This window comes from Bradyrhizobium lablabi, from assembly GCF_001440475.1.
GTDB classification, from domain to species: domain Bacteria; phylum Pseudomonadota; class Alphaproteobacteria; order Rhizobiales; family Xanthobacteraceae; genus Bradyrhizobium; species Bradyrhizobium lablabi.
In genome coordinates this window covers 1-22,519 of the sequence record NZ_LLYB01000039.1, presented here as the reverse complement: position 1 = coordinate 22,519, position 22,519 = coordinate 1, and the positions used below count along the sequence as shown (strand labels likewise).

The window sequence follows — 22,519 nt, the reverse complement described above, 5'->3', positions numbered from 1 at the left end:
GCCCACCACCGTCATTGCGAGCAGTTCGTAGGATAGGTAGAGCGTAGCGAAACCCATCGAGACTTGCCGAGCTGCTGGATGATGAGTTTCGCTTCGCTCTACCCATCCTACGTCTTTAGCCACTTCAGCACACCACGCCCCGCGGCGGCTCCCGTCGCAAACGATGCCTGCAACAAATAGCCGCCGGTCGGCGCCTCCCAATCCAGCATCTCGCCAGCGACAAACACGCCCGGCAAGCGCTGGAGCATGAAATCGTCATCGAGTTGGTCGAGGGCGATGCCGCCTGCCGTCGAGATCGCGCGCTCGATCGGCGCGATGCCGTTGAGCTGCACGGGCACCGCCTGGATCAAACCGGCCAGATCGGCGGGAGAAAGCCCGGCCAGCGACATCCCGGATGCTTTGGCAGCCTCCTGCAACAGGCCGATGGCGACGGGCGAGAGATTGGCCGCCTTGCGGAGGAAATTCGAGAGCGACTGCTTGCCCTTCGCGGCCGATAATTTCGCGGTGAGTTCGCCGACATTTGCGTCGGGTCGTAAGGCGATGTTCAGCGTAGCCTGTCCATCGCGCAGGATGGCTTCGCGCAATTCGGCAGATAGCGCATAGACCGCGCCGCCTTCGATGCCCGAGCGCGTCACGATGGCTTCGCCGCGAACGCTGTGCGAACCAAAGCTCAACTCGATGCCCTTGAGCGGCTGGCCTTCGAACCGGTCTCGAAATATATCCGACCAGCTTACGGTGAAGCCGCAATTGGCCGGCCTGAGCGGGGATACACCCACGCCTTTTGCGGCGAGTATCTCCGCCCATGCGCCATCGGAGCCCAGCCGCAGCCAGCTTGCGCCGCCGAGCGCCAGCACGGTGGCGCTCGCTTCAATAGCGCGCGGACCGTCAGGCGTTTGAAAGCGCAGGCGGTCCTGCTCGTCCCAGCCCGTCCAGCGGTGACGTAGCGCCAGCTTCACGCCCTGCGAGTCCAGCTGCCGCAGCCAAGCCCGCAGCAAAGGCGAAGCCTTGAAGGCTTTCGGGAACACCCGCCCACTGGACCCGATAAAGGTTTCCTGCCCCAGCGCTTCGCTCCAGTCGCGCAGCGCCTGCGGCGGAAACGCTTCGATGGCAGCTTTCAGGTGCGGCGTTGCTTCGCGGTAGCGCGCGAGGAATTGCGGGAGCGGCTCGCTATGCGTGAGGTTCAGCCCGCCTCGGCCTGCCATCAGGAACTTGCGGCCAACCGACGGCATCGCGTCATAGACGGTGACCGCGGCACCGCCCTGCGCGAGCACTTCGGCCGCCATCAGGCCGGTGGGTCCGGCGCCGATAACAGCGACGGGTTGTGAGGTCGTAGGCATGGCGGGAGTGTAGCCGGATCGATGGTCCCGTAGAGTGGGCAAAGCGAAGCTGCCCACCAAAATTCATCGGCATCGGGGATGCATGGTGGGCACGGCGCTTTGCGCCTTTGCCCACACTACGCACCGACGTAAAGCTACAGCTTGATCCCCGCCCTTGCTGCAGCCTGCGCCACATACTTCTGCGTCTGCTCGAACGCGCCCTGCAACGCCTTCGCCTTCGACACATCGTCGATCTCGGCAAAATGCGCCGCGATCGCATCGGGCGTCCAATCGGACTGCGGCAGGTTGATGCCCTCGGTCTCGATGATCTTGATCACCGCGAACGAGCCGGCGCCGGCGCCCATGATAGTGCGGGTCGGGGCGTCCTCGCTAAGCAGATATTCAACCGCAGGCGTGATTGCCTCAGGCTTCATAAGCTCCAGCGCCTGCGGCGGCAGCAGCTCTTCCGTCATGCGCGTCGCCGCCGTCGGCGAAATCGTGTTGACGCGGATGTTGTTCTTGCGGCCTTCCTCGGCCAGCACGTTCATCAGGCCGACCATGCCGGCTTTGGCCGCGCCGTAATTGGCCTGGCCGAAATTGCCGAACAGGCCGGACGACGAGGTGGTCAGCACGATGCGGCCGTAGTTGCGCTCCCGCATGCCGTCCCACACCGCCTTGCAGCAGTAGAACGTGCCGACGAGATGGACGTCGAGCACCTTGGCAAAGTCGGCGACGTCCATTTTTCCAAACGACTTGTCGCGCAGAATGCCGGCATTGGCGCAGAGCAGATCGACGCTGCCCCACTCCTTGGTGGCGCGCTCGACCATTGCTGTGACCTGTCCGAACTTGGAGACATCGGCGCCGTCGGCCATCGCGGTGCCGCCGGCTTTGCGGATTTCCTCGACCACGGCTTCGGCCGGCGACAGCGAGCCGCCGGTGCCGTCGCGCGCGCCGCCGAAATCGTTGACCACCACCTTGGCGCCGCGGCTCGCCAACCCCAGCGCATGCGCCCGCCCCAGACCATTCCCCGCGCCGGTGACGATGGCGACGCGTCCGTCAAACCTGATTGCCATGAGTTACGATTCCCTGATTCTTCTTCCTTCTCCCCTTGTGGGAGAAGGTGGCCATAGGCGGCCTACGGCCGCCGTTCTTTAGTACAACGCCGACGCGTAGCGTCGGCTACGGCGCCGGATGAGGGGTTGTCTCCAAGAGACGAGCTCGTGGAGAGAACCCCTCACCCGTTTTCGCTTCGCGAAGCCACCCTCTCCCACAAGGGGAGAGGGTAAGCATGCGACTGGCCGTTTTTGAGCAGCGATGGATGGCCGGGTCAACTGGTTTGAAGACGCGTTTAGCGCCTTTTCCCGGCAATGACGGCGAAAATCTAATTGAAATTAATCAACCCGATCCAGTCGGCGACCAGCGCGGGCTTGTCTTCGCCCTCGATCTCGACGGTGACATTGGTGCGCGACTGCAGTTCCTTCGGCTTGCGCAGCTTGGCTTCGACAAGCGTGAACCGGCCGCGGACCCGCGAACCCGCGCGGACCGGCGACAGGAAGCGCAGCTTGTCGAAACCGTAATTGACGCCCATCGCCGTGCCTTCGATGACCGGCATCACCTCGTAGGACATGATGCTCATCAAGGACATCGTGAGGAAGCCGTGCGCGATGGTGTTGCCGAACGCGGTTTCCTTCTTCGCCCGTTCAGGATCGACATGGATGAACTGATGGTCCTCGATCACGTCGGCATAGACGTTGATCCTGTTCTGGTCGATCAGGTGCCACGACGACACGCCGATCTCCTTGCCGACCATGGCTTGGTAGGCCTCAAACGAGACCGGCGGCTTCTTCCAGACTTCATTCATTGATCAGCTCTCCAGCCCGGCGGTCCGCACCTTCTGCAGCTCCGGGAATTCATCCTCGCGGAACTCGGCGCCGCGCAGCGCATCGTTGCGGTTATTATCATGTTCGAGGCGGCGCAACTGCACGCGGCGAATTTTGCCGGAAATCGTCTTCGGCAATTCCGTCACCAGTTCGATCTTGCGGATGCGCTTGAACGGCGCCAGCCGCGTGTGCAGGTGTTTGAAGATGGACAGCGCCGTCTCCGGCGTACGCTCCGCGCCCGAGACCAGCAGCACATAGGCCTTGGGGATCGCCAACCTGATAGGATCGGGACTCGGCACGACGGCGGCTTCGGCGACCTGATCATGTTCCAACAGCACGCTCTCCAGCTCGAACGGGCTGATGCGATAGTCGGACGATTTGAAGACGTCGTCGGAGCGGCCGACAAAGGTGAGGTAGCCCTCGTCATCGGCAAACACGACGTCGCCTGAACGATAGAGATCGCCGTCCGCGCCGCTCAGCTTGCCGTCTTCACCCTGATAGCCCTGCATGAGGCCCGCCGGGCGGTCGGCGCCGAGCACGAGCGTCACCTCGCCCTCCCTGGTGATGTTGCCGTCGCTGTCGGTGATCCGCACGCGGTAGCCCGGCAGCGGGCGGCCCATCGAGCCGACCTTGACCTTCTGGCCCGGCGAATTGCCGGCCAGCGCCGTGGTTTCGGTCTGGCCATAGCCGTCGCGGATGACGAGGCCCCACGCCGCCTTCACCTGGTCGATCACTTCCGGGTTGAGCGGCTCGCCGGCGCCGCAGACCTCGCGCAGGCTCACCTTGAAGTCGGCGAGCTTTTCCTGAATGAACAGCCGCCACACCGTCGGCGGCGCGCACAGCGTCGTGACGCCGCAGCGGCCGACGATCGCCAGCAAGGCTTTCGCGTCGAAGCGCGGCTGGTTGACCACGAACACGGTGGCCCCCGCATTCCACGGCGCGAAGAAGCAGCTCCAGGCATGCTTGGCCCAGCCGGGCGAAGAGATATTCAGATGGACGTCGCCCGGCTGCAGGCCGAGCCAGAACATCGTCGACAGCGCGCCCACCGGATAGCTGCGCTGGCTGTGCCGCACCAGCTTTGGCTTTGCCGTGGTGCCCGAGGTGAAATAGAGCAGCATCGGGTCGTCGGCATTGGTCGGACCGTCAGGCGTAAATTCTTCCGAGGCGCTTGCGGCCCCTTCGAACGGCAACCAGCCGTCATGCTGCGACGTCGCGCCGACTACGATCCGCACCAGCTTGTCGCCGCCGAGATTTGCAAACTTGGCGACCTGATCCTGCGTGGCCACGACCACCCTCGCCTTGCCGCGATCCAGCCGGTCGCGGAGCTCATCGGGGGTGAGCAGCGTCGTCGCCGGGATCACGACGACGCCAAGCTTCATCGCCGCCAGCATGGTCTCCCACAGCGGCACGACATTGCCGAGCAGCAGCAACAAATGATCGCCACGCCTCAGGCCCTGCGCGCGCAGGAAGTTCGCGACCTGGTTGGAGCGGCGCGACAGCGTGGCGAAGGAGAGTTTCGTCTCCTTGTCGCCGGGATCGACGATCCAGAGCGCGGTGCGGTCCCGGCTATCGGCTTGGCCGGCGAGTTCCGCATCGAACCAGTCCAGGGCCCAGTTGAAGGGAACCGGGTCGGGCCAGCGGAACCCTTTCACGGCCGCATCATAATCCGTGCGGTTTTTGAGCAGAAAGGCGCGCGCTTCCTGAAAACTCGTCACTCAGGTCTCCGTTATTTCCCAGCGAGGCTCCTAACGTGCTGGATAATACCGGAAAAATCCACCCCGCCATGGCCGGCGGCGTCGAACGCCTTGTAGATCTCCTGCGCATGCTTGCCGAGCGGCGTCACGGCGCCGGCGGCGTTGGCCGCATCCTGCGCCAGCGTCAGGTCCTTCACCATCAGGTTAGAGGCAAAACCCGGCTTGTAGCCATTGTTGGCGGGCGAAGCCGGCACCGGGCCCGGCACCGGACAATAGGACGTCAGCGCCCAGCATTGGCCCGAGGAGGTCGAGGCGACGTCGAACAGCGCCTGATGCGACAGGCCCAGCTTCTCCGCCAGCGCAAAGGCCTCGCCGACGCCAATCATGGAAATGCCCAAAATCATGTTGTTGCAGATCTTGGCCGCCTGCCCCGCGCCGGCGCCGCCGCAATGGACGATCTTCTTCCCCATGTTTTCCAGTGCAGGCTTGGCCGCCGCAAAGGCCTTGTCTTCACCGCCGCACATGAAGGTGAGTGTCGCGCCCTTGGCGCCGCCAGTACCGCCCGACACCGGCGCGTCAACCGAGAGCGCGCCGTGCTTGGCCGCCAGCGCATGCGCCTGCTTGGCGCTTTCGACGTCGATGGTGGAGCAGTCGATGATCAGCGTGCCCTTGGCCATCACGGGAATGACTTCGTTCCAGACCGACAGCACATGCTTGCCGGCCGGCAGCATGGTGACGACGACGTCGGCGCCCTTGACGGAGGCCACCGAACTCTCGGCGATGGCGGCGCCGTCCGCCTTGGCCTGATCGCGCGAGGCCGCGACCAGATCGAACGCGGTGACCTTGTGGCCGGCCTTGACCAGATTGGCCGCCATCGGCCCGCCCATGTTGCCGAGGCCAATGAATGCGATATTTGCCATGATATTCCTCCGCTGGGGCGTTTCTGTCTGACTTATGGAAATTTCAGTTCGTCCGCGCCGATCTCGGCGAAGTAAGGCGCGACCATATCGGGCGTCACGTCTTCAATGCGCGGCGGCGACCATTTCGGATTGCGGTCCTTGTCGATGACGGCAGCGCGCACGCCTTCGCGGAAATCGTCGCTGGCGAACACTTGCAGCGCGGCGCGATACTCCCGCACCAGGCATTCTTCCAGCGAGTTCGATTTGCGCGCCAGCCGCAGCAGTTTCAGCGTCACCACCATGCCGCGCGGCGACTTTTCGCCAAGCGTCTTCAGCGTCGCCTGCGCGAAGTCCGATCCGTCGCGCTGCAGCGCCGCGACGATGTCTTCCATGCGATCATAGGCAAACAGCGCATCGATCTTCGCCTGCTGCGCGGCGACCGGCCCGACCGTCTCGCCGGTCGAAAAGCTATCGATCAGCGTTCTCACATCAGCCGACGTCGTGCCGGGCTGCACCTTCGTCAGCGCCTCGCGCAAGGCCGGCAATTTTGCCGACAGCACCACCGCATCGGCGAATTTGGCGTTGATAGCATCGGGGCCGTTCATGGTCTGCCCGGTTAGGCCAAAATAGGTGCCGATCTCGCCGGGCGAATGCGACAGCAGCCAGGTGCCGCCGACATCGGGAAAGAACCCGAGGCCGACTTCAGGCATCGCCAGCTTCGTCTTCTCGGTCACGACGCGGTGGCTGGAATGCGCTGACAGCCCGACGCCGCCGCCCATCACGATGCCGTCCATGAAGGCGACATAGGGCTTTGGGAATTTCTTGATGCGCGCGTTGAGGATGTATTCGTCGCGCCACAGGATCTTGCCGAGGTCGCCCTTGACCTTGGAGCTTTCCCAGAGCGCGCGGATATCGCCGCCGGCACACAGCCCGCGCTCGCCCGCGCCTTCCAGCACGATCACCGCGACTTCGGGATCGGCCTCGAAGACATCGAGCGCCTTGTCGACATCGTGGAACATCTCCAGCGTCACGGCATTGATCGCCTTGGGCCGGTTCAGGCGGATGATGCCGGCAGAACCTTCTCTGCGCGCGATCAGGTCGCCCTCTTCCACAGCCGCATCCGTCATCGAGCGCCCTCGATCATCTTGCGCGACACGATCAGCCGCATGATTTCGTTGGTCCCTTCCAGGATCTGGTGCACGCGCAGGTCGCGGACGATCTTCTCGATGCCGTATTCGCTGAGGTAGCCGTAGCCGCCATGGAGCTGCAGCGCCTGATTGGCGACCTCGAATCCGACATCGGTGCCGAAGCGTTTGGCCATCGCGCAGAGCATGGTGGCGTCGGGATCCTTGCGGTCGAGCGCCGCCGCCGCGCGCCACAGGAACGTCCGCGCTGCCTCGAGTTCGGTCGCCATGTCGGCGAGGCGGAATTGCAGCGCCTGGAATTCGTCGAGGCGCTTTCCAAAGGCTTTTCGCTCCTTCATGTAGGCCAGCGATTTGTCGAGCGCGCTCTGCGCGCCGCCGAGCGAGCACGCCGCGATGTTGAGGCGGCCGCCGTCGAGGCCGGCCATCGCGATCTTGAAGCCGATGCCCTCTTCACCCAAACGGTTCTCGACCGGCACGCGGGCATTCTCGAAGATCACGGCGCGGGTCGGCTGCGCATTCCACCCCATCTTGCGCTCGTTGGCGCCGAACGACACGCCCGGCATCTTGCCGTCGATAACGAGCGTCGAGACCCCGCCGGGACCATCGCCGCCGGTTCGCACCATCGCCACCAGGAGATCAGTGCCGCCGGCCCCTGAAATGAACTGCTTCTGCCCGTTCAGGACGTAATGATCGCCCTCGCGTACCGCGCGAGCCCGCAGCGCCGCGGCATCCGAGCCGGCGCCCGGCTCGGTGAGGCAGTAGCTTGCGATCAGCTCCATCGTACAAAGTTTTGGCAGCCACTTCCGCCGCTGGGCATCGTTGCCATAGGCATCGATCATCCAGGACGCCATGTTGTGGATCGAGATGAAAGCCGACACGGTTGGGCAGCCCGTCGCCAACGCCTCGAAGATCAGCGCGGCATCGAAGCGGGTCATCGCGGAGCCGCCGACGTCCTCCTTGATGTAGATGCCGCCCATGCCGAGGCCCGCGGCCTCGCGCATCACGTCGACGGGGAAATGCTTCTCCTCGTCCCAGCGCAGCGCATGCGGCGCGATTTTCTCGGCCGCAAACGCCCGTGCCATGTCGCGAACCGCGATCTGATCCTCGTTGAGAGCGAACTGCATGTTGGGCTGCTCATTCTTGTCGTCATTGCGAGGAGCGAGGCGACGAAGCAATCCATTCTTCCTTTTCGCGGCAAGATGGATTGCTTCGTGGAGCCTGTCATCGGGCGGGCATTCGCCCGACCCGTTGGCTCGCAATGACGGCCTGGGCTACACCATCACTTCATCAACGGGATCGAGAACTCCGCGCCTTCCTTGACGCCGGACGGCCAGCGCGAGGTCACCGTCTTGGTCTTGGTGTAGAAGCGGACCGAGTCCGGACCGTGCTGGTTGAGATCGCCGAAGCCGGACTTCTTCCAGCCGCCGAAGGTGTAATAGGCGATCGGCACCGGGATCGGCACGTTGATGCCGACCATGCCGACATTGACGCGTGCCGCGAAATCGCGCGCCGCGTCGCCGTCGCGGGTGAAGATCGCGACGCCGTTGCCATAGTCATGCTCGGACGGCAGCGCCAGCGCTTCCTTGTAGTCATGGGCGCGAACCACCGAGAGCACGGGCCCAAAGATTTCTTCCTTGTAGATCCGCATATCCTTGGTGACGTTGTCGAACAGCGAACCGCCGAGATAAAAACCCTTCTCATAGCCCTGCATCTTGAAGCCGCGGCCGTCGACGGCAAGCGTGGCACCTTCCTTGATGCCGATATCGATGTAGTTCTTCACCTTCTCGACCGCCTCGCGGGTCACCAGCGGACCGTAATCGGCGGACGGATCGACCGAGGTGCCGATCTTCAAGCTCTCCACGCGCGGGATCAGCTTTTCCATCAGCCGGTCGGCGGTGGTCTTGCCGACGGGGACCGCAACCGACACCGCCATGCAGCGCTCGCCGGCCGAGCCGTAGCCGGCGCCGATCAGCGCGTCGACGGCCTGGTCCATGTCGGCGTCGGGCATCACGATGGCGTGGTTCTTCGCGCCGCCAAAACACTGGCAGCGCTTGCCGGTCTGCGCGGCGCGCTCATAGATATATTGCGCAATCGGCGTCGAGCCGACGAAGCCAATCGCCTTGATATCGGGATCGTCGAGGATCGCATCGACGGCTTCCTTGTCGCCGTTGACGACGTTGAGGATGCCGGGCGGCAGCCCCGCCTCCATCATCAGTTCGGCCAGCAGCATCGGCACGCCGGGATCGCGCTCGGAGGGTTTCAGGATAAAGGCGTTGCCGCAGGCGATCGCCGGCGCGAACTTCCACATCGGGATCATCGCCGGAAAGTTGAACGGCGTGATGCCGGCGACGACGCCGAGTGGTTGCCGCAGCGAGTAGATGTCGATGCCGGGGCCGGCGCCTTCGGTGTATTCGCCCTTCATCAGGTGCGGAATGCCGCAGGCGAATTCCGCGACTTCGAGGCCGCGCTGGATGTCGCCCTTGGCGTCGGGGACGGTCTTGCCGTGCTCGCGCGCGAGGAGTTCGGCGAGCTTGTCGTAGTCGCGCTGCACCAGCTCGACAAACTTCATCATCACGCGCGCGCGACGCTGCGGATTGGTGTTGGCCCATTCAGGCTGGGCGAGTGCGGCGTTCTCGACGGCGGCGCGAACCTCCGCCTTGGAAGCCAGTGCCACCTTGGCCTGAACGTCGCCGGTCATCGGCTCGAAAACGTCGGCCGTCCGACCGGACGTTCCCTTGACCTCTTTGCCGCCGATGAAATGTCCGATTGAGCGCATGAATGATCTCCCTAGGGTCCCGCGTGGGATCGTTTTCGAACCCCTTTTTGACCTGCATTTCTTGGGATACAAGTCCGATATATTGCACCATAGATGTGCGGAAATGCTGGATCAAGGCTCCGGGACTATCGACTGGGATGACTTCCGTTTCGTCCTCGCCATCGTGCGCGGCGGCTCGGTTTCCGCTGCCGCCAAGCAGCTATCGGTTGACCATGCCACGGTGATCCGCCGCGTCGACCGGCTGGAGCGGCACCTCTCCGCCAAACTGTTTGATCGCCGCAAGACCGGCTACCTGCTGACCGAAGCCGGCCAGCGTGTCGCCGACAGCGCGGAGGCGATGGAATCCACCATCGTCGCCAACCAGGAGGCCGTCGGCGGCTCGCGCGCCCAGCTCACCGGCACGGTGCGGATCGGCGCCCCCGACGGGTTCGGCAGCCACTTCCTGGCCGCGCGGCTTTTGAAATTCACCGAGCGGTATCCCGATCTCGATCTGCAGCTCGTCGCCACCGCGCGGCTGTTCAGCCTGTCGAAGCGCGAGGCCGATATCGCGATCAGCCTGACCATGCCCAAGGAAGGCCGGATCGTCGGGCGCAAGCTGCTCGACTACAGCCTCGGCCTCTACGCCGCTCCCGCCTATCTCGACCGCACGCCGAAAATCGTCTCGCGCAGCGACCTGCCGGGGCATCGCTTCGTCGGCTATATCGAGGAACTGCTGTTCACGCCGGAACTCGATTACCTGCCGCAGGTCTCGCCGAAAATCTCAGCCAAATTCCGCAGCGCCAATCTGATCGCGCAGCTCAACGCGACCATCGCAGGGTTTGGGATCGCGGTGCTGCCGCACTTCATGGCGACAGCGCATCCGGAATTGCGGCCGGTATTGCCTGACGAAGTCAGGATCTCGCGCACGTTCTGGATGCTGATGCATGCCGACAGCAAGGACCTAGCGCGGATTCGCGCGGTGGCCGATTACATCTGCGAGACGGTGGAGCGCGAGCGGGCGCTGTTTGGCGGAAGGTAATGACCTGGCACAAATCCATCGTCGTCCCGGCGAACGCCGGGACCCATAATCACCGATTTGAATGGCGACAAAAGCTATCTCCCCTTGTGCCCTTCCATGGGCCGCGGCGTATGAGTCCCGGCGCCTGATGCGCAATCGCGCACTAGTCTAATTCGCCTTCACCCGCGCCTTCTTCGCAGGCGGCTTCGTCGCAGCCTTCCGTCCGACCGCCGCCTCGCGGCCGGCGAGAAGGATCTCGTCGGAAAGCTCGCCGCTGCCGGCGACGCGCGACATCACCAGCGCGCCCATCATGGTCGCCAGCGTACCCATCGCCTGCTTGCGCGCCGTCTTGCGCGGCACGTCCAGAATCTGGTCGGCCATCACGTCGATCAACTGTTCCAGCTTGGCGGAAAAGGCTTTTCGGGTCTTTGCGCTTTCGCGGGCGATCTCGGCGCCGAGCGTGGGCACCGCGCAACCGCGACCGGGATCGTCGCGATGCACAGTGGAGATGTAGGAATCGACGATGGTCGACAGCCGTTTCTCGACCGGCGTTTCAGCGGCGATCTTGCGCCAATGCTCGACCGAGCGGTCCATCGCGTAAGCAAAGGCCTCGATCACCAGCGCCTCGCGGGAATCGAAATGCGCATAGAAACCGCCATGGGTCAGGCCCGCCTCCTTCATGAGGTCGGCAACGCCGATACCATGCGCGCCCTTCTCGCGAAGCCGCACCGAGGCCTTCTTCACGATCCGGGCGTGGGTCTCCTGCTTGTGCTCTTTCGAATAGCGCATTGACGCGTCCCATTAAATGTCTGCAGTCATATAATAGCAGTTGCGCGCGCGAAATGCTGCATCTATTTCGCGTTTCCACCTGTTATCATCGAGAAGGTCGCGGTCGCGTGCACTGCAAGATTGCCCGCGCCGTCGCGGACGAAGCCTTCGGCATAGCTGGTCTGACGGCCGAGTTTTACCACCTTGCCTTCCGCCGCGATCGTGCCCGATCGCACCGACAGCGGCCGCAGAAAGGTCAGCTTGAGGTCCAGCGTGACCGAAGTCTGCCCGGCCGGCTGCATAGTGGCAATGACACAACCCATGGTGGTATCCAGTAACGCCGCCGCGGTCGCGCCATGGAGCAGCCCAATGGTATTTTCGAGGCTCTCGTGCGGATCGAGTTCCATCACGATACGGCCGCCTTCTACGACGGCCATCCGGAAGCCGATCAGCCGGGCCATCGGCGGCGGTGGCAGGATGCCGTCGCGAATCGCGCGCATCGTCTCCAGCCCGGACATGCCCGAGGCTGCCTTCGCCACCGGTCCGGGCGCCTGCCAGTCCACCACCCGCTCCCGTCGCAATTGCGGTGCGAACAGGTCGGGAATTTCCAGGGCTCGTTGGGCGCTACCCGCGGTCATGATCGCTCTCCTTGATGACGGCCAGCGAGGGCCGATTGATTGAATTACGATCATCATATATACTGACCTGGTTCAACAATGGAAGAGATGGCCATGCCGAGCCCCGACTGGCGGAAGACCGCCTGCAATCTCTGCTATGTCAATTGCGGCCTCGAGCTGCTGGTCGACAATGACCGCATCACAAAAGTGCGCGGCGACCGCGACAACCCCAAATCCAAAGGTTATCTCTGCAACAAGGCCGCGCGCATTCCCTTCTATGCGCATCACCGCGATCGCCTGACCACGCCGCTGCGCCGGCGCGCCGATGGCGGTTTTGACGCGATCGACTGGGACACCGCGATTACCGAGATCGCCGCAAGATTGCGCGACGTCGTCGATCGCCATGGCGGCAAGAGCCTCGCGCTCTATGGCGGCGGTGGTCAGGGCAATCATGCCGGCGGCGCCTATGCCACGGCGCTGCTGCGCGCGCTCGGCTCGCGCCATGTCTTCAACGCGCTGTCGCAGGAGAAGACCGGTGATTTCTGGGTCAACGGCCATATGTTCGGCAGCCAGACCTGCCACACCGCCGAGGACGTGCACCATTGCGACTTGCTGTTCGTGATCGGCGCCAATCCCTGGATCGCCCACGGCTTTCCCAATGCGCGCGACCATCTCAACGACATCCGCAAGGATCCCGGCCGCAAGATGATCGTGATTGATCCCCGCCGCTCCGAGACCGCCGAGCGCGCCGATCTGCATCTCGCGGTCCGTCCCGGCGCCGACGCCTTTTTGCTGGGCGCGATCCTCGCGCGGCTGATCCAGCGCGACGCGGTGGACCAGGCATTCATCGAGCAGCACACCACAGGCTATGCCGAGGTCAGGGACGCGCTAAAGCGGATTCCGGTCGAACAATGGGCTGAGGCCGCCGACATCCCGCTCGAGCAGATCGAGCAGTGCGTCGACATGATTGTTGCGGCGAACGCGATGACCGTCCGCGTCGAGCTCGGCATCCAGCAAGGCGTCAACTCGACGCTCAATTCGTATCTCGAAAAACTGCTGATCATGCTGACCGGCAGTTTTGGCCGCAAAGGCACCAACCAGTTGCACAGCTGGCTGGTGCCGCTATGGGGTAACTCGCCGAACCAGCGCTTTGCCGCTGCCGATATCGAGGTGATCGGCGGACTATTGCCGCCCAATCTGTTTCCTGATGCGGTGCTGTCCGATCACCCCGACCGCCTTCACGCGGTATGGATCGACAGTNCCAATCCCGCCTCGAATACTGTGCAGGTCGAGAAGGCGTTACGCGCACTCGACCTCGTCGTCGTGGTCGACGTAGCCATGACCGAGACCGCGCAGCTAGCGCATTACGTGCTGCCGGCCTCTTCGCAATATGAGAAGACGGAATTCACGCTCTTCAACTTCGAATTCCCCAGAAACTATTTCCATGTGCGCGCGGGCGTGGTGGCGCCTCTGGCGGGCACCCTACCCGAGCCGGAAATCTATACGCGGCTCAGCCGCGCGCTGGGCCTCCTGCCCGGCGACAACGCGCTGGCGCCGTTGCGCGACGCCGCGTTGCGTTCCCGGCCCGCCTTCGCCGCGGAACTGCGCGCCTTTATGGGCGCCAACCCACAGCTGGCGGCGCTCGGCGCGCTCGTGCTCTACAACACGCTGGGCGCCACCCTGCCCGACGGCACGGCTGCCGCCGCACCCCTGTGGCAGGCCGCGCATCTCTGCGCAAAACGCTCGCCGCAGGCTGTGCGCCGCGCGCTCAATGCGGGCCGCGACGTTCCGGACGAGATGCTCGGCGAAGCGCTGTTCGACGCCATCGTCGGATCGCGCAACGGCGCAGCCTTCACCGAGCACGATTACGACGAGGCATGGTCGCTGGTCTCGCATTCCGACCGCAAGGTCCGCCTTGCGATCGCGCCGCTGCGGGAATGGCTCGGCAAGCTCGATCCGGCGAACGCCGCGCCTCGCGGCGACTATCCCTTCGTGCTCGCCGCCGGACAGCGGCGCATGTTCAACGCCAACCAGATCTTTCGCGATCCCGCCTGGCGCCGCGACGATCCCGATGGCGCACTGCTCATCAGCGCCGCCGATCTGGCATCGCTCGGCGCGGAGGATGGCGAATGGATCGCGGTGCAATCTGCAGCTGGCCGCGTGGTCGCGCGCTGCAAGCGCGACGACAGCATGCGCAGCGGCCAGCTTGCGCTGCCGCACGGCTATGGCCAGGACTATCCGGCCGCCGACGGCGAGCGGCTGAACAACGGCCCTCGCGTCAACGTGCTGACGGAGAGCGGCAACCGCGATCCCATCGCCGGCACGCCCTACCACAAGCATGTTCCGGTGCGGCTGGAGCGGCTGGCGGCAGCGGAAGCCGCGGCCTATGAGGCGGCCTCCCGGCGCATCCATCCCGCGCCGGCTTGAGGAACAGGCCGCTCCGCGCCCGCGACCCTTGACAAGACCAGCCCTTGCCAAGGAAGTGGCACTCTCGGCGCATGCGCGCCCAAGGGAGCCACAACAAAAACCATGGAAATGCTCAATCCCCATTGCGGCATCACCCGCGATACCAGAGGCGTCGTGCGTCTTGCAGTCTGCAATGCAGGTTCGCTCAACATCCTCAGCTCGGCTGTAACCGACGGCGTCCGCGAGGGCTTCGAGAAGCTCGCCGGCGACAAGGACATTCGCGCGGTAATCCTGGCCGGCCAGAGCGAGAAGAGCATGATCGGCGGCGCCGACATCAAGGAGATGGCGAAGCTCGATCAGAAATCCGCGGAAGCCTTCATCACGCGCTTGCGCGACCTCTGCGAGGCCGTGCGCCAGTTTCCGGCGCCTGTCATCGCGCGGCTGCCGGGCTGGTGCCTCGGCGGTGGCCTCGAAGTCGCCGCCGCCTGCGATTTCCGGATCGCGGCCCACGACGCCAAATTCGGCATGCCGGAAGTGCGCGTCGGCATCCCCTCGGTGATCCATGCTGCGCTATTGCCACGGCTGATCGGCTGGGGCCGCGCCCGCTGGCTGGTGATGACGGCCGAAAATATCGACGCGCCCACCGCGCTCGCCTGGGGCCTGGTCGACGTGGTGGCCAAGGAAGGCGGGCTCGATGCCGCGGTCGAGCACACGGTGAAGGCGCTGCTCGAATGCGGCCCTGAGGCGCTGCGCATCCAGAAGGCGCTGCTGCGGCAATGGGAGGAACTGCCGTTGACCGAATCCGTGAATTTGAGCGTCGGCGTGTTCGGGCAATCGTTCCTGACCGGGGAGCCGCAGCGGCTGATGGGGGATTTTCTCGCTCGGAAGAAATAGACGGAGGGAGGCATGAGACCTGCCGGCAAGGGACCGCTGGATTCGCTCTACTTCGACTATCCGCGCTTTGCGGCGCGGCGCGTTCCCGAGCTTGACGGCGCTACGGCGCGGCACCCTGTCCTGATCGTGGGCGCCGGCCCGATCGGCATGACGGCCGCGCTGGTGCTGGCGCGCTACGGCATCAGAAGCGTGCTGATCGATCGCAAGGACACTTTCAACGACGGCAGCCGCGCGATCTGCATCGCGCGTCCCAGCATGCATATCCTGGAACGGATCGGCGCCGTCGCGCCGTTCGTCGAAAAGGCGCTCGGCTGGCGGTACGGCCGCAGCTACTACCGCGGCGAGCAGATTTTCCGGCTGGAGATGCCGCAGCCGCCGGGCGAAAAATATCTGCCGATGTACAATCTGCAGCAGCAATACATCGAGAAATTCCTGCACGATGCGGTCGCCGCCAGCGACCTCATCGACATGCGCTGGCAGAGCGAACTGTCCGGTCTCGAACGCCATGTAGACGGCGTTTCTGCCCGCGTATCGTCACCGGAGGGGGATTACTTTCTCGACGCGCTCTATCTCCTCGCCGCCGACGGTGCGCGTTCGCCAATCCGGTCGATGCTCGGCCTTCGCCTGAAAGGCGACAATTACGAAGGCCGGTACGTCATCGCCGACATCCGCATGGATCACGACTTTCCGACCGAGCGGCGAGCGTTCTTCGAACCGAGCGGCAACCCCGGGGGCACGGTGCTGATCCACAAGCAGCCGGACGATATCTGGCGCGTGGACTACCAGCTTCGCGAAGGTGAGAGCGAGGCCGAGGCCCTGAAGGAGGAGAATATCCGCGCACGCGTCAGTGCGATCCTTGCCGATATCGGCCACATCAAACCGTGGGAGTTGGAATGGTGGAGTGTCTATTCCGCCAATACCTTGTGCCTCGATGATTACCGGCACGAGCGGGTGTTCTTCATCGGCGACGCCGCGCATATCGTGCCGATTTTCGGCGTGCGCGGGCTGAACAACGGCCTCGCGGATGCCGAAAACATCGGCTGGAAGCTTGCGCTTGTGCTCCATGGCGAGGCCGACGACCGGCTGCTCGACAGCTATTCGCCGGAGCGGCGCGGCGCCACGCTCGATGTGTTCGCCAACGCCACCAAGAGCACGCGCTTCATGACGCCGCCGACGCGGGGCTGGCGGCTCGCGCGCGAGGCGGCATTGTCGCTGAGCTTGAAGCACGAGTTTCCGCGGGGACTGGCCAATCCGCGCCAGATGCAGCCCTACACCTATTCGGACAGCGTGCTGACACCCTATGCTATCAGCGATGCCGCCTTTGCCGGCGGGCCGGTCTGCGGCAGCGTCGCGCCAAACGCCAAGCTGGCCGACGGAAGCCATCTGCTCGATTACGCCGGCCACGGCCTGACGGCGATCCTGTTCTGCGAGGCGCAACCCACCGCCGAACAGGCTACATCGCTCGAACATCTCGGCCGGATCGACAAGCGGTTCGCTGCCATTGTCGTCGGCACCCAGACTTCCATATCCAGCGCAAAAATCATTGCGGACCATGACGGCGAAATCGCCCGCCTGTTCGCCGCAGCGCCCGGCACGCTCTATCTGCTGCGGCCGGACCTGCATATCGCCGGGCGATGGAAGGCGGCTGTCCCCTCCGAGATCCTGAAAACCGCGGAAGTTTGCCTGGGAGGCGAGACGCCATGAGCGCGATGCCGTTCGAGGAATTTGAGACTGCCTATGAGACGCTGGCGACAGCGATCGATATGGCCGGGCCCGACCGTGAGGCGCTGTTCCTCACCCGACTGGCGCTGGTGCTCGGACACGAACTCGGCGACATCGCGGTCTTCAGAAAGGCGATCAAGACGGCACTCGAGGGCCTGGACCAAGGCGGAGCCGGATGCAGCTCTTGACACCACGGCTCATCCTCCGATCATGGATGGCTTCAGATAAGCTGCCCTTTGCAGAGATGTCTGAAGATGCTGACGTCATGGAATATCTGCGCCCGCTTGCAACACGGGACGCATCCGACGCCTGGGTCGACTTCCAGATTAGCCATCAATCCTCTCACGGCTTCTGCTTGTGGGCCGTTGAATCGAGAGCGTCCGGCATATTCATGGGTGCTGTCGGACTGTTGTGTGTCGGCTTCGTCGCCCACTTCGCGCCTGCTGTCGAAGTCGGTTGGCGACTGGCAAGGCCGTTCTGGGGACAAGGGTTTGCGGTTGAGGCAGCGCGAGCGTCGCTTCAATTTGGCTTCGAACAGATTCGTCTTAACGAAGTCGTGGCGCATGCGAGCATCCGAAACGTTCGATCCAGACGCGTGATGGCGAGGCTCGGGATGTCTCACGATAGCGCGGACGATTTTGACCACCCACGTATCGCGGAAACTGACTCATTGAAGCGGCAAGTTCTTTGCCGGCTGACGCGAGCCGCGTGGGCGGCTCAATGCTCGTGATGCCACCATGCGACAGATCACCGGAAGGCGTGACAGATTCAGCGGCGGGTGCGGGTTAGGACGCGTACTCATCAAGCCGACTGAAAAGTAAGCCACTGGCCGCGATAGCCTGCTTCCGCTGTTGGGGCTAAAGCGGATCTCAAAGGCCGGGACTGGGCATGTCTGTTATTGACCGACCGAACCGGACATCATGCCTCGCTCATGATGCGCGCCGTTCCCGACACCCTTATTGAACTGCCCGAAATCTCGCCAATCTCCGCGCGGATAAGCGATCGCATTCCCATGTCTTCCCCTTGAACAATATTGATGACACCCCCGTGCGGCCAGCCTAGATCGCGCAAATATCCCGCGAACGCAGCGGCGGCTGCACCCGTTGCCGGGTCTTCAAGGACGCCTCCGACCGCAAACGCATTGCGGACATGGAACAACTGCGGGCTCTCTACCGTAACGAGCGCGACCGTAACCAATCCTGCTTTTTCCATCAGCTCTCGCCCGAGCTTGAGGTCATAGCTCATGCGAGCAAGCGCGCTACGCGTTTTCAGAGCCAAGACGACATGGTCGGCGCCGCCGTGAATCCTCGCTGGCGGGATATTCAAGTCGAGATCGTCGATCGAGTAGTCGAGAAGTTGCAACAAGTCCGCTTGCAGCAAGCGATCAATGGGGGCACTTCGCGTCGGCGGCGATTGTAGCGCCGCCGCAATCGTCTCGCCGCCTCGTCGGCCAGCGACCGAAATATCTGCGCGAGCGAGCTTCAGTTCAAAGGTCCGATCGCCGTGTTGAAGTGCAAGAGCTGCCCCTAGCGCGATGGTGGCGTGTCCACAAAACGGCACTTCACATAGTGGCGAAAAATACCGCACTCGCCATGCGCTACCCTCGGGAGCCGCGAAAGCCGTTTCGGAGAACCCAACATCCGCTGCCATCGCCTGCATCTTCGATGCGGCGGGTAAATCGTCGCCGATCCAAACGCCGGCGGGATTGCCTCCTGTATTGCCGTCCGAAAAAGCAGCGATTCTAAGAACTGGCATGCTCATGATCCTGCGTTTTCTTCACCTGCGGCTCCTGAGTCCTTTTCTGACACAAGGCGGACATGCCGGCCAGTCTGACGTCCCTTTCGGGGGCAAAGCGGAAGGCCGGAACTGGGCATATCCGCCAATGACCCAAGCCGGTCATCGGCATTCCCTAGACAGACAGTCTCCGCTGGGGGATCATGCCGCGGTCGGCACGAGGGCGACGCCATGGACGTCGGAGGTTGGCTGCGGAGGCTTGGCCTCGAACAATATGGGGCTGCTTTCCGCGACAATGAAATCGACGACACGGTCCTGCCGAATTTGACCGCGGAGGACTTGAAAGAGCTTGGTGTTGGACTTGTCGGGCATCGCCGCAAGCTGCTCGACGCCATCGCCGCCTTGCGCGCTGAAGCGAGCGCACCAACTCCGCCGTCCGACGCTGCTCTGGAAGCCGACGAGCCCGCCAAGGACACCGCCGAGCGTCGCCAGGTTACCGTGATGTTCTCGGACCTTGTCGGTTCGACGGCGCTCTCCGCTCGTCTGGACCCGGAAGACCTTCGCGAGGTCATTTCGGCCTACCAGAGGTGCGTCGCCGAGACCGTGCGCCGCTTCGGGGGCTTCGTCGCCAGATATTTGGGCGATGGTGTGCTGATTTACTTCGGCTATCCGGCAGCGCATGAGGATGACGCCGAGCGTGCCGTTCGGTCCGGGCTCGCGCTGATCGATGCGGTGGCCATGCTGCCGGCTCCTGAGCCCCTGCAAGTACGGATAGCGGCTGCCACCGGATTGGTAGTGGTCGGGGATCTTGTGGGGTCCGGCGAAGCGCAGGAGCACGATATTGTCGGCGAGACGCCGAACCTCGCGGCACGCCTTCAGGCCATCGCCGAGCCGCACACGGTCATCATTGCCGAGGCAACGCGCAGGCTGCTGGGCAATCTCTTCGAGCTGCGAGACCTCGGGCCAAAGGACCTCAAGGGGATCGCCGGGCCGGTGAAGACCTTCGCAGTGCTGCGGGCAAGTTCCGTCGAGAGCCGCTTCGAGGCAATGCACCCCGGCATCCTGACTGCACTGGTCGGACGCGAAGAAGAGCTTCAACTGCTGTTGCGGCGCTGGGCGAAAGCGAAGACCGGCGAAGGCCAGGTGGTGCTGCTATCCGGTGAGGCCGGCATCGGCAAATCCAGGCTTGCCGCCGCACTCATGGAGGAAATCGCGGCCGAGCCACACACGCGGCTTCGTTATTTCTGCTCGCCACAGCACACGGACAGCGCCTTTCATCCGATTATCGGGCAGTTCGAACGTGCCGCCGGATTTGCATATGGCGACACACCGCAAACAAGGCTCGACAAGCTCGACGCGCTACTGGCGCAGAGCGCGACGTCCAGGCAGGACGCTACGCTTTTTGCCGAGCTGTTGTCGCTTCCAGATGACGGACGCTACCCCGCGTTGGAGCTTGCTCCCGAACAGCGCCGCCAGAAGACGCTGGAGGCACTTGACCTGCAATTGGAGACCCTGGCGCACTCCAGCCCCGTGCTGATGATCGTCGAGGATGCACACTGGGGCGACCCCACGAGCCTGGAAGCGTTCGGTCGCACGGTGGACCAGATCGCAACCCTTCCGGCGCTACTGATCGTGACGTTTCGGCCGGAGTTCGAGGCGCTCTGGGTCGGACAACCGCACGTAACAGCGCTTGCGCTCAACCGGCTGGGACATCGCGACGCCTGCAGTTTGATTGACCACGTCATCGGCAACAAGCTGCTGCCAGCAAACATCAGACAAGACATTATCGAGCGGACCGACGGCATCCCACTATTTGTCGAGGAGATGACAAAGGCGGTGTTGGAGGCCGGCAGCGAGCCGGAAGTGATACCGATTGCGGCCGCCATTCCCTCTTCGGTGCTGGCGGTGCCCGCGAGTTTGCATGCCTCCCTGATGGCGCGGCTTGACCGGCTCGGTTCGGCCAGGGAGTTGGCCCAAGTCGGGGCGGCAATCGGTCGTGAGTTTTCACATGCGCTGTTGGCCGCGGTGATGCGCAAGCCAGAGGCAGAACTCCGCGCATCACTCGACCGTCTTATCGGAGCCGGTTTGCTGTTCCGCAGGGGCGTGCCGCCGCATGCGACCTATTTGTTCAAGCACACCCTGGTGCAGGACGCGGCCTATGGCACGTTGCTGCGGAAGCCGCGACGCGCACTCCACGCTCGTATTGCAGATGCTTTCGAAAGGCAGTTTGCTGACATCGCCGAAGGCCAGCCGGATCAGCTGGCGCGGCATTGCACCGAGGCCGGGCTGATCGACAAGGCGGCGGCGCTGTGGGGCAAAGCAGGATTGCGGTCACTGAAGCGCTCGGCGCCGGTTGAGGCCATCGAGCAGCTCAGGCGGGCACTCGGATTGATCGCGACCTTGCCCGGCACTCCGGCGCTCCGAGACGAAGAAATCAGGTTTCAAGTTGCACTGCTGCCCCCACTCATGCACGTCAAAGGGCTCGCGGCGCCGGAAACCAAGGCGGCTACGGAGCGGGCACTTTTGCTGATCGAACAGGCTGAAGCGCTAGGGGAGCCTCCCAAGGATCCACTGCCTCTGTTTCGGGCTCTCCGCAGTATATGGGTAACGAACACGACCGCATTCAACGGCGACCTGGCGCGCGAGAGCGCTGCGCAGATCCTGGCGCTTGCCGAGAAACAGAGTGACAAGGTCATGCTCATGATGGCAGCGCTGCGTGGCCTTTGTATTGGTGCTCACGGGCAACTTCGCGGAAGCCCTCGCGCACTACGATCGGGCGATTGCGCTTTACGATCCTGTCGAACATCGGCTGCTGGCGACGCGGTTTGCCAACGATCTTCGGTCGCTGGCGCTGTGGTTCCTTGGCTATCCAGAAGCCGGGCTCGCAAGCACAGAACACGCGCTCAATGAGGCGCGTGAGACTGGTCATGCCGCCTCATTGATGCCCGTGATAGATCTGGCATGCGATTGCCAACTTATCAGCGCAAACTACGCGACAACGAAGGCGTTATCGGATGAGCTTATCGCGTTGGCCGAGGAAAAAGGCGCCATCTACTGGAAGACACAAGGATTGTTAAGGCGGGCCAGTCTTTTGGCCTCAACTGGCAACGCTTCGGACGCAGTCAGCATCTTTACCTCGACGCTGCCCGCATGCCACTCAATGGGAACAACAATAAGATTGCCTTGGCATCTATGCCATTTGGCAAGGGCGTGTGGGGAGCTCGGCCAGTTCGAAGAGGCCTGGAGCCACATTGGCGAAGCAATCACGGCGGTCGAAACGACAAAGGAAAAATGGTGCGAGGCCGAGGTTCATCGCACCGCCGGCGAAATCGCCCTGATATCGCCAGAGCGGGATTTGACAAAAGCCGAAGCCTGTTTCGAACAGGCGCTCGCGGTCGCGCGTCAACAGCAGGCGAAATCCTGGGAGCTGCGGGCGGCTATCAGCATGGCGCGGCTGTGGCGCGAGCAAGGAAAGCGGGACGAGGCCCGAGAACTTCTCGCTCCGATCTACAGCTGGTTCACCGAGGGCTTTGACACGGTGGACCTGAAGCAGGCGAAGGCCCTGCTCGACGAACTGGCGGCATGATGGCGCACATTATTGTCATGGAATATCGGCTCGTGGGCCGATTTTGTTGCAAAAGTCGGTTGAGTAAGACCTCGAACGGTGATTC

General features: G+C 63.5%; 19 protein-coding genes and 1 pseudogene. 9 read left to right on the top strand and 11 right to left on the bottom strand.

What is annotated here, in order from left to right:
• Nucleotides 1-107: 107 nt before the first annotated feature.
• The 8 genes from CQ14_RS03900 to CQ14_RS03865 form a co-directional block, all read right to left on the bottom strand.
• Nucleotides 108-1,337: a TIGR03862 family flavoprotein gene (locus CQ14_RS03900; RefSeq protein ID WP_082649696.1), complete on the bottom strand. Its 1,230-nt coding sequence runs from the start codon at nucleotides 1,335-1,337 to the stop codon at nucleotides 108-110.
• 134 nt (nucleotides 1,338-1,471) lie between these two features.
• Nucleotides 1,472-2,389 (bottom strand): SDR family NAD(P)-dependent oxidoreductase, encoded by a 918-nt coding sequence (locus tag CQ14_RS03895; RefSeq protein ID WP_057856625.1) that lies wholly within the window; start codon nucleotides 2,387-2,389, stop codon nucleotides 1,472-1,474.
• A 308-nt stretch (nucleotides 2,390-2,697) separates the two neighbouring features.
• The gene (locus tag CQ14_RS03890) at nucleotides 2,698-3,177 is read right to left on the bottom strand and encodes a MaoC family dehydratase (RefSeq protein ID WP_057856624.1); all 480 of its coding nucleotides are present in this window, start codon (nucleotides 3,175-3,177) and stop codon (nucleotides 2,698-2,700) included.
• Nucleotides 3,178-3,180: 3 nt separating this feature from the next.
• Entirely contained in the window at nucleotides 3,181-4,911 is a 1,731-nt protein-coding gene (locus tag CQ14_RS03885; RefSeq protein WP_057856623.1) for an AMP-binding protein, read from the bottom strand.
• An 11-nt stretch (nucleotides 4,912-4,922) separates the two neighbouring features.
• Entirely contained in the window at nucleotides 4,923-5,810 is an 888-nt protein-coding gene (gene mmsB, locus CQ14_RS03880) for a 3-hydroxyisobutyrate dehydrogenase (RefSeq protein ID WP_057856622.1), read from the bottom strand.
• Between the two features lie 32 nt (nucleotides 5,811-5,842).
• Complete coding sequence (locus CQ14_RS03875) at nucleotides 5,843-6,916, bottom strand: enoyl-CoA hydratase/isomerase family protein (RefSeq protein WP_057856621.1); 1,074 nt, start codon at nucleotides 6,914-6,916, stop codon at nucleotides 5,843-5,845.
• Nucleotides 6,913-8,058, bottom strand: coding sequence for an acyl-CoA dehydrogenase family protein (locus CQ14_RS03870; protein WP_057856620.1), 1,146 nt, complete (start codon nucleotides 8,056-8,058; stop codon nucleotides 6,913-6,915). The genes CQ14_RS03875 and CQ14_RS03870 overlap by 4 nt, the downstream gene beginning before the upstream one ends.
• 155 nt (nucleotides 8,059-8,213) lie before the next feature.
• Nucleotides 8,214-9,710 (bottom strand): CoA-acylating methylmalonate-semialdehyde dehydrogenase, encoded by a 1,497-nt coding sequence (locus tag CQ14_RS03865; RefSeq protein WP_057856619.1) that lies wholly within the window; start codon nucleotides 9,708-9,710, stop codon nucleotides 8,214-8,216.
• Between the two features lie 103 nt (nucleotides 9,711-9,813).
• Here CQ14_RS03865 and CQ14_RS03860 point away from each other — a divergent pair, with 103 nt between their 5' ends.
• Complete coding sequence (locus CQ14_RS03860) at nucleotides 9,814-10,728, top strand: LysR family transcriptional regulator (RefSeq protein WP_057856618.1); 915 nt, start codon at nucleotides 9,814-9,816, stop codon at nucleotides 10,726-10,728.
• A 147-nt stretch (nucleotides 10,729-10,875) separates the two neighbouring features.
• On the opposite strand, the gene CQ14_RS03855 is transcribed toward CQ14_RS03860, so the two are convergent.
• Nucleotides 10,876-11,496: a TetR/AcrR family transcriptional regulator gene (locus CQ14_RS03855; RefSeq protein WP_057856617.1), complete on the bottom strand. Its 621-nt coding sequence runs from the start codon at nucleotides 11,494-11,496 to the stop codon at nucleotides 10,876-10,878.
• A gap of 62 nt (nucleotides 11,497-11,558) precedes the next feature.
• Entirely contained in the window at nucleotides 11,559-12,113 is a 555-nt protein-coding gene (locus tag CQ14_RS03850) for a PaaI family thioesterase (RefSeq protein ID WP_057856616.1), read from the bottom strand.
• 78 nt (nucleotides 12,114-12,191) lie between these two features.
• Here CQ14_RS03850 and CQ14_RS45650 point away from each other — a divergent pair.
• The 6 genes and pseudogenes from CQ14_RS45650 to CQ14_RS03825 form a co-directional block, all read left to right on the top strand.
• A pseudogene (locus CQ14_RS45650) lies at nucleotides 12,192-13,352 on the top strand (molybdopterin-dependent oxidoreductase); the annotation flags it as partial.
• A gap of 1 nt (nucleotide 13,353) precedes the next feature.
• Nucleotides 13,354-14,519: molybdopterin dinucleotide binding domain-containing protein (locus tag CQ14_RS45645; RefSeq protein ID WP_245320179.1), on the top strand; the 1,166-nt coding region annotated here is incomplete at its 5' end.
• Between the two features lie 102 nt (nucleotides 14,520-14,621).
• Nucleotides 14,622-15,392, top strand: a complete 771-nt coding sequence (locus tag CQ14_RS03840; RefSeq protein WP_057856615.1) for an enoyl-CoA hydratase — start codon at nucleotides 14,622-14,624, stop codon at nucleotides 15,390-15,392.
• 12 nt (nucleotides 15,393-15,404) lie between these two features.
• The gene (locus tag CQ14_RS03835; RefSeq protein ID WP_057856614.1) at nucleotides 15,405-17,096 is read left to right on the top strand and encodes an FAD-dependent monooxygenase; all 1,692 of its coding nucleotides are present in this window, start codon (nucleotides 15,405-15,407) and stop codon (nucleotides 17,094-17,096) included.
• A complete protein-coding gene (locus tag CQ14_RS03830) occupies nucleotides 17,093-17,302 on the top strand; it encodes a hypothetical protein (protein WP_057856613.1) in 210 nt (69 codons plus the stop codon). Before CQ14_RS03835 ends, CQ14_RS03830 begins: the two co-directional genes overlap by 4 nt.
• A complete protein-coding gene (locus CQ14_RS03825) occupies nucleotides 17,290-17,844 on the top strand; it encodes a GNAT family N-acetyltransferase (RefSeq protein WP_057856612.1) in 555 nt (184 codons plus the stop codon). The genes CQ14_RS03830 and CQ14_RS03825 overlap by 13 nt, the downstream gene beginning before the upstream one ends.
• 188 nt (nucleotides 17,845-18,032) lie before the next feature.
• On the opposite strand, the gene CQ14_RS03820 is transcribed toward CQ14_RS03825, so the two are convergent.
• A complete protein-coding gene (locus tag CQ14_RS03820; RefSeq protein WP_057856644.1) occupies nucleotides 18,033-18,869 on the bottom strand; it encodes a PhzF family phenazine biosynthesis protein in 837 nt (278 codons plus the stop codon).
• 210 nt (nucleotides 18,870-19,079) lie between these two features.
• On the opposite strand from CQ14_RS03820, the gene CQ14_RS03815 reads away from it, so the two are divergent.
• Complete coding sequence (locus tag CQ14_RS03815; RefSeq protein WP_057856611.1) at nucleotides 19,080-21,758, top strand: ATP-binding protein; 2,679 nt, start codon at nucleotides 19,080-19,082, stop codon at nucleotides 21,756-21,758.
• 31 nt (nucleotides 21,759-21,789) lie between these two features.
• Nucleotides 21,790-22,434, top strand: a complete 645-nt coding sequence (locus CQ14_RS47505) for a tetratricopeptide repeat protein (protein WP_347337112.1) — start codon at nucleotides 21,790-21,792, stop codon at nucleotides 22,432-22,434.
• The last annotated feature ends 85 nt before the right edge of the window (nucleotides 22,435-22,519 follow it).

Coding starts and splice junctions, on each gene's coding strand:
- CQ14_RS03825 (WP_057856612.1), top strand. CDS start 17,290: ATGCAGCTCTTGACACCACGGCTCATCCTCCGATCATGGATGGCTTCA.
- CQ14_RS03855 (WP_057856617.1), bottom strand. CDS start 11,496: ATGCGCTATTCGAAAGAGCACAAGCAGGAGACCCACGCCCGGATCGTG.
- CQ14_RS03830 (WP_057856613.1), top strand. CDS start 17,093: ATGAGCGCGATGCCGTTCGAGGAATTTGAGACTGCCTATGAGACGCTG.
- mmsB (WP_057856622.1), bottom strand. CDS start 5,810: ATGGCAAATATCGCATTCATTGGCCTCGGCAACATGGGCGGGCCGATG.
- CQ14_RS03860 (WP_057856618.1), top strand. CDS start 9,814: ATGCTGGATCAAGGCTCCGGGACTATCGACTGGGATGACTTCCGTTTC.
- CQ14_RS03865 (WP_057856619.1), bottom strand. CDS start 9,710: ATGCGCTCAATCGGACATTTCATCGGCGGCAAAGAGGTCAAGGGAACG.
- CQ14_RS03815 (WP_057856611.1), top strand. CDS start 19,080: ATGGACGTCGGAGGTTGGCTGCGGAGGCTTGGCCTCGAACAATATGGG.
- CQ14_RS03820 (WP_057856644.1), bottom strand. CDS start 18,869: ATGCCAGTTCTTAGAATCGCTGCTTTTTCGGACGGCAATACAGGAGGC.
- CQ14_RS03870 (WP_057856620.1), bottom strand. CDS start 8,058: ATGCAGTTCGCTCTCAACGAGGATCAGATCGCGGTTCGCGACATGGCA.
- CQ14_RS03840 (WP_057856615.1), top strand. CDS start 14,622: ATGGAAATGCTCAATCCCCATTGCGGCATCACCCGCGATACCAGAGGC.
- CQ14_RS03890 (WP_057856624.1), bottom strand. CDS start 3,177: ATGAATGAAGTCTGGAAGAAGCCGCCGGTCTCGTTTGAGGCCTACCAA.
- CQ14_RS03900 (WP_082649696.1), bottom strand. CDS start 1,337: ATGCCTACGACCTCACAACCCGTCGCTGTTATCGGCGCCGGACCCACC.
- CQ14_RS03835 (WP_057856614.1), top strand. CDS start 15,405: ATGAGACCTGCCGGCAAGGGACCGCTGGATTCGCTCTACTTCGACTAT.
- CQ14_RS03875 (WP_057856621.1), bottom strand. CDS start 6,916: ATGACGGATGCGGCTGTGGAAGAGGGCGACCTGATCGCGCGCAGAGAA.
- CQ14_RS03850 (WP_057856616.1), bottom strand. CDS start 12,113: ATGACCGCGGGTAGCGCCCAACGAGCCCTGGAAATTCCCGACCTGTTC.
- CQ14_RS03895 (WP_057856625.1), bottom strand. CDS start 2,389: ATGGCAATCAGGTTTGACGGACGCGTCGCCATCGTCACCGGCGCGGGG.
- CQ14_RS47505 (WP_347337112.1), top strand. CDS start 21,790: ATGCCCGTGATAGATCTGGCATGCGATTGCCAACTTATCAGCGCAAAC.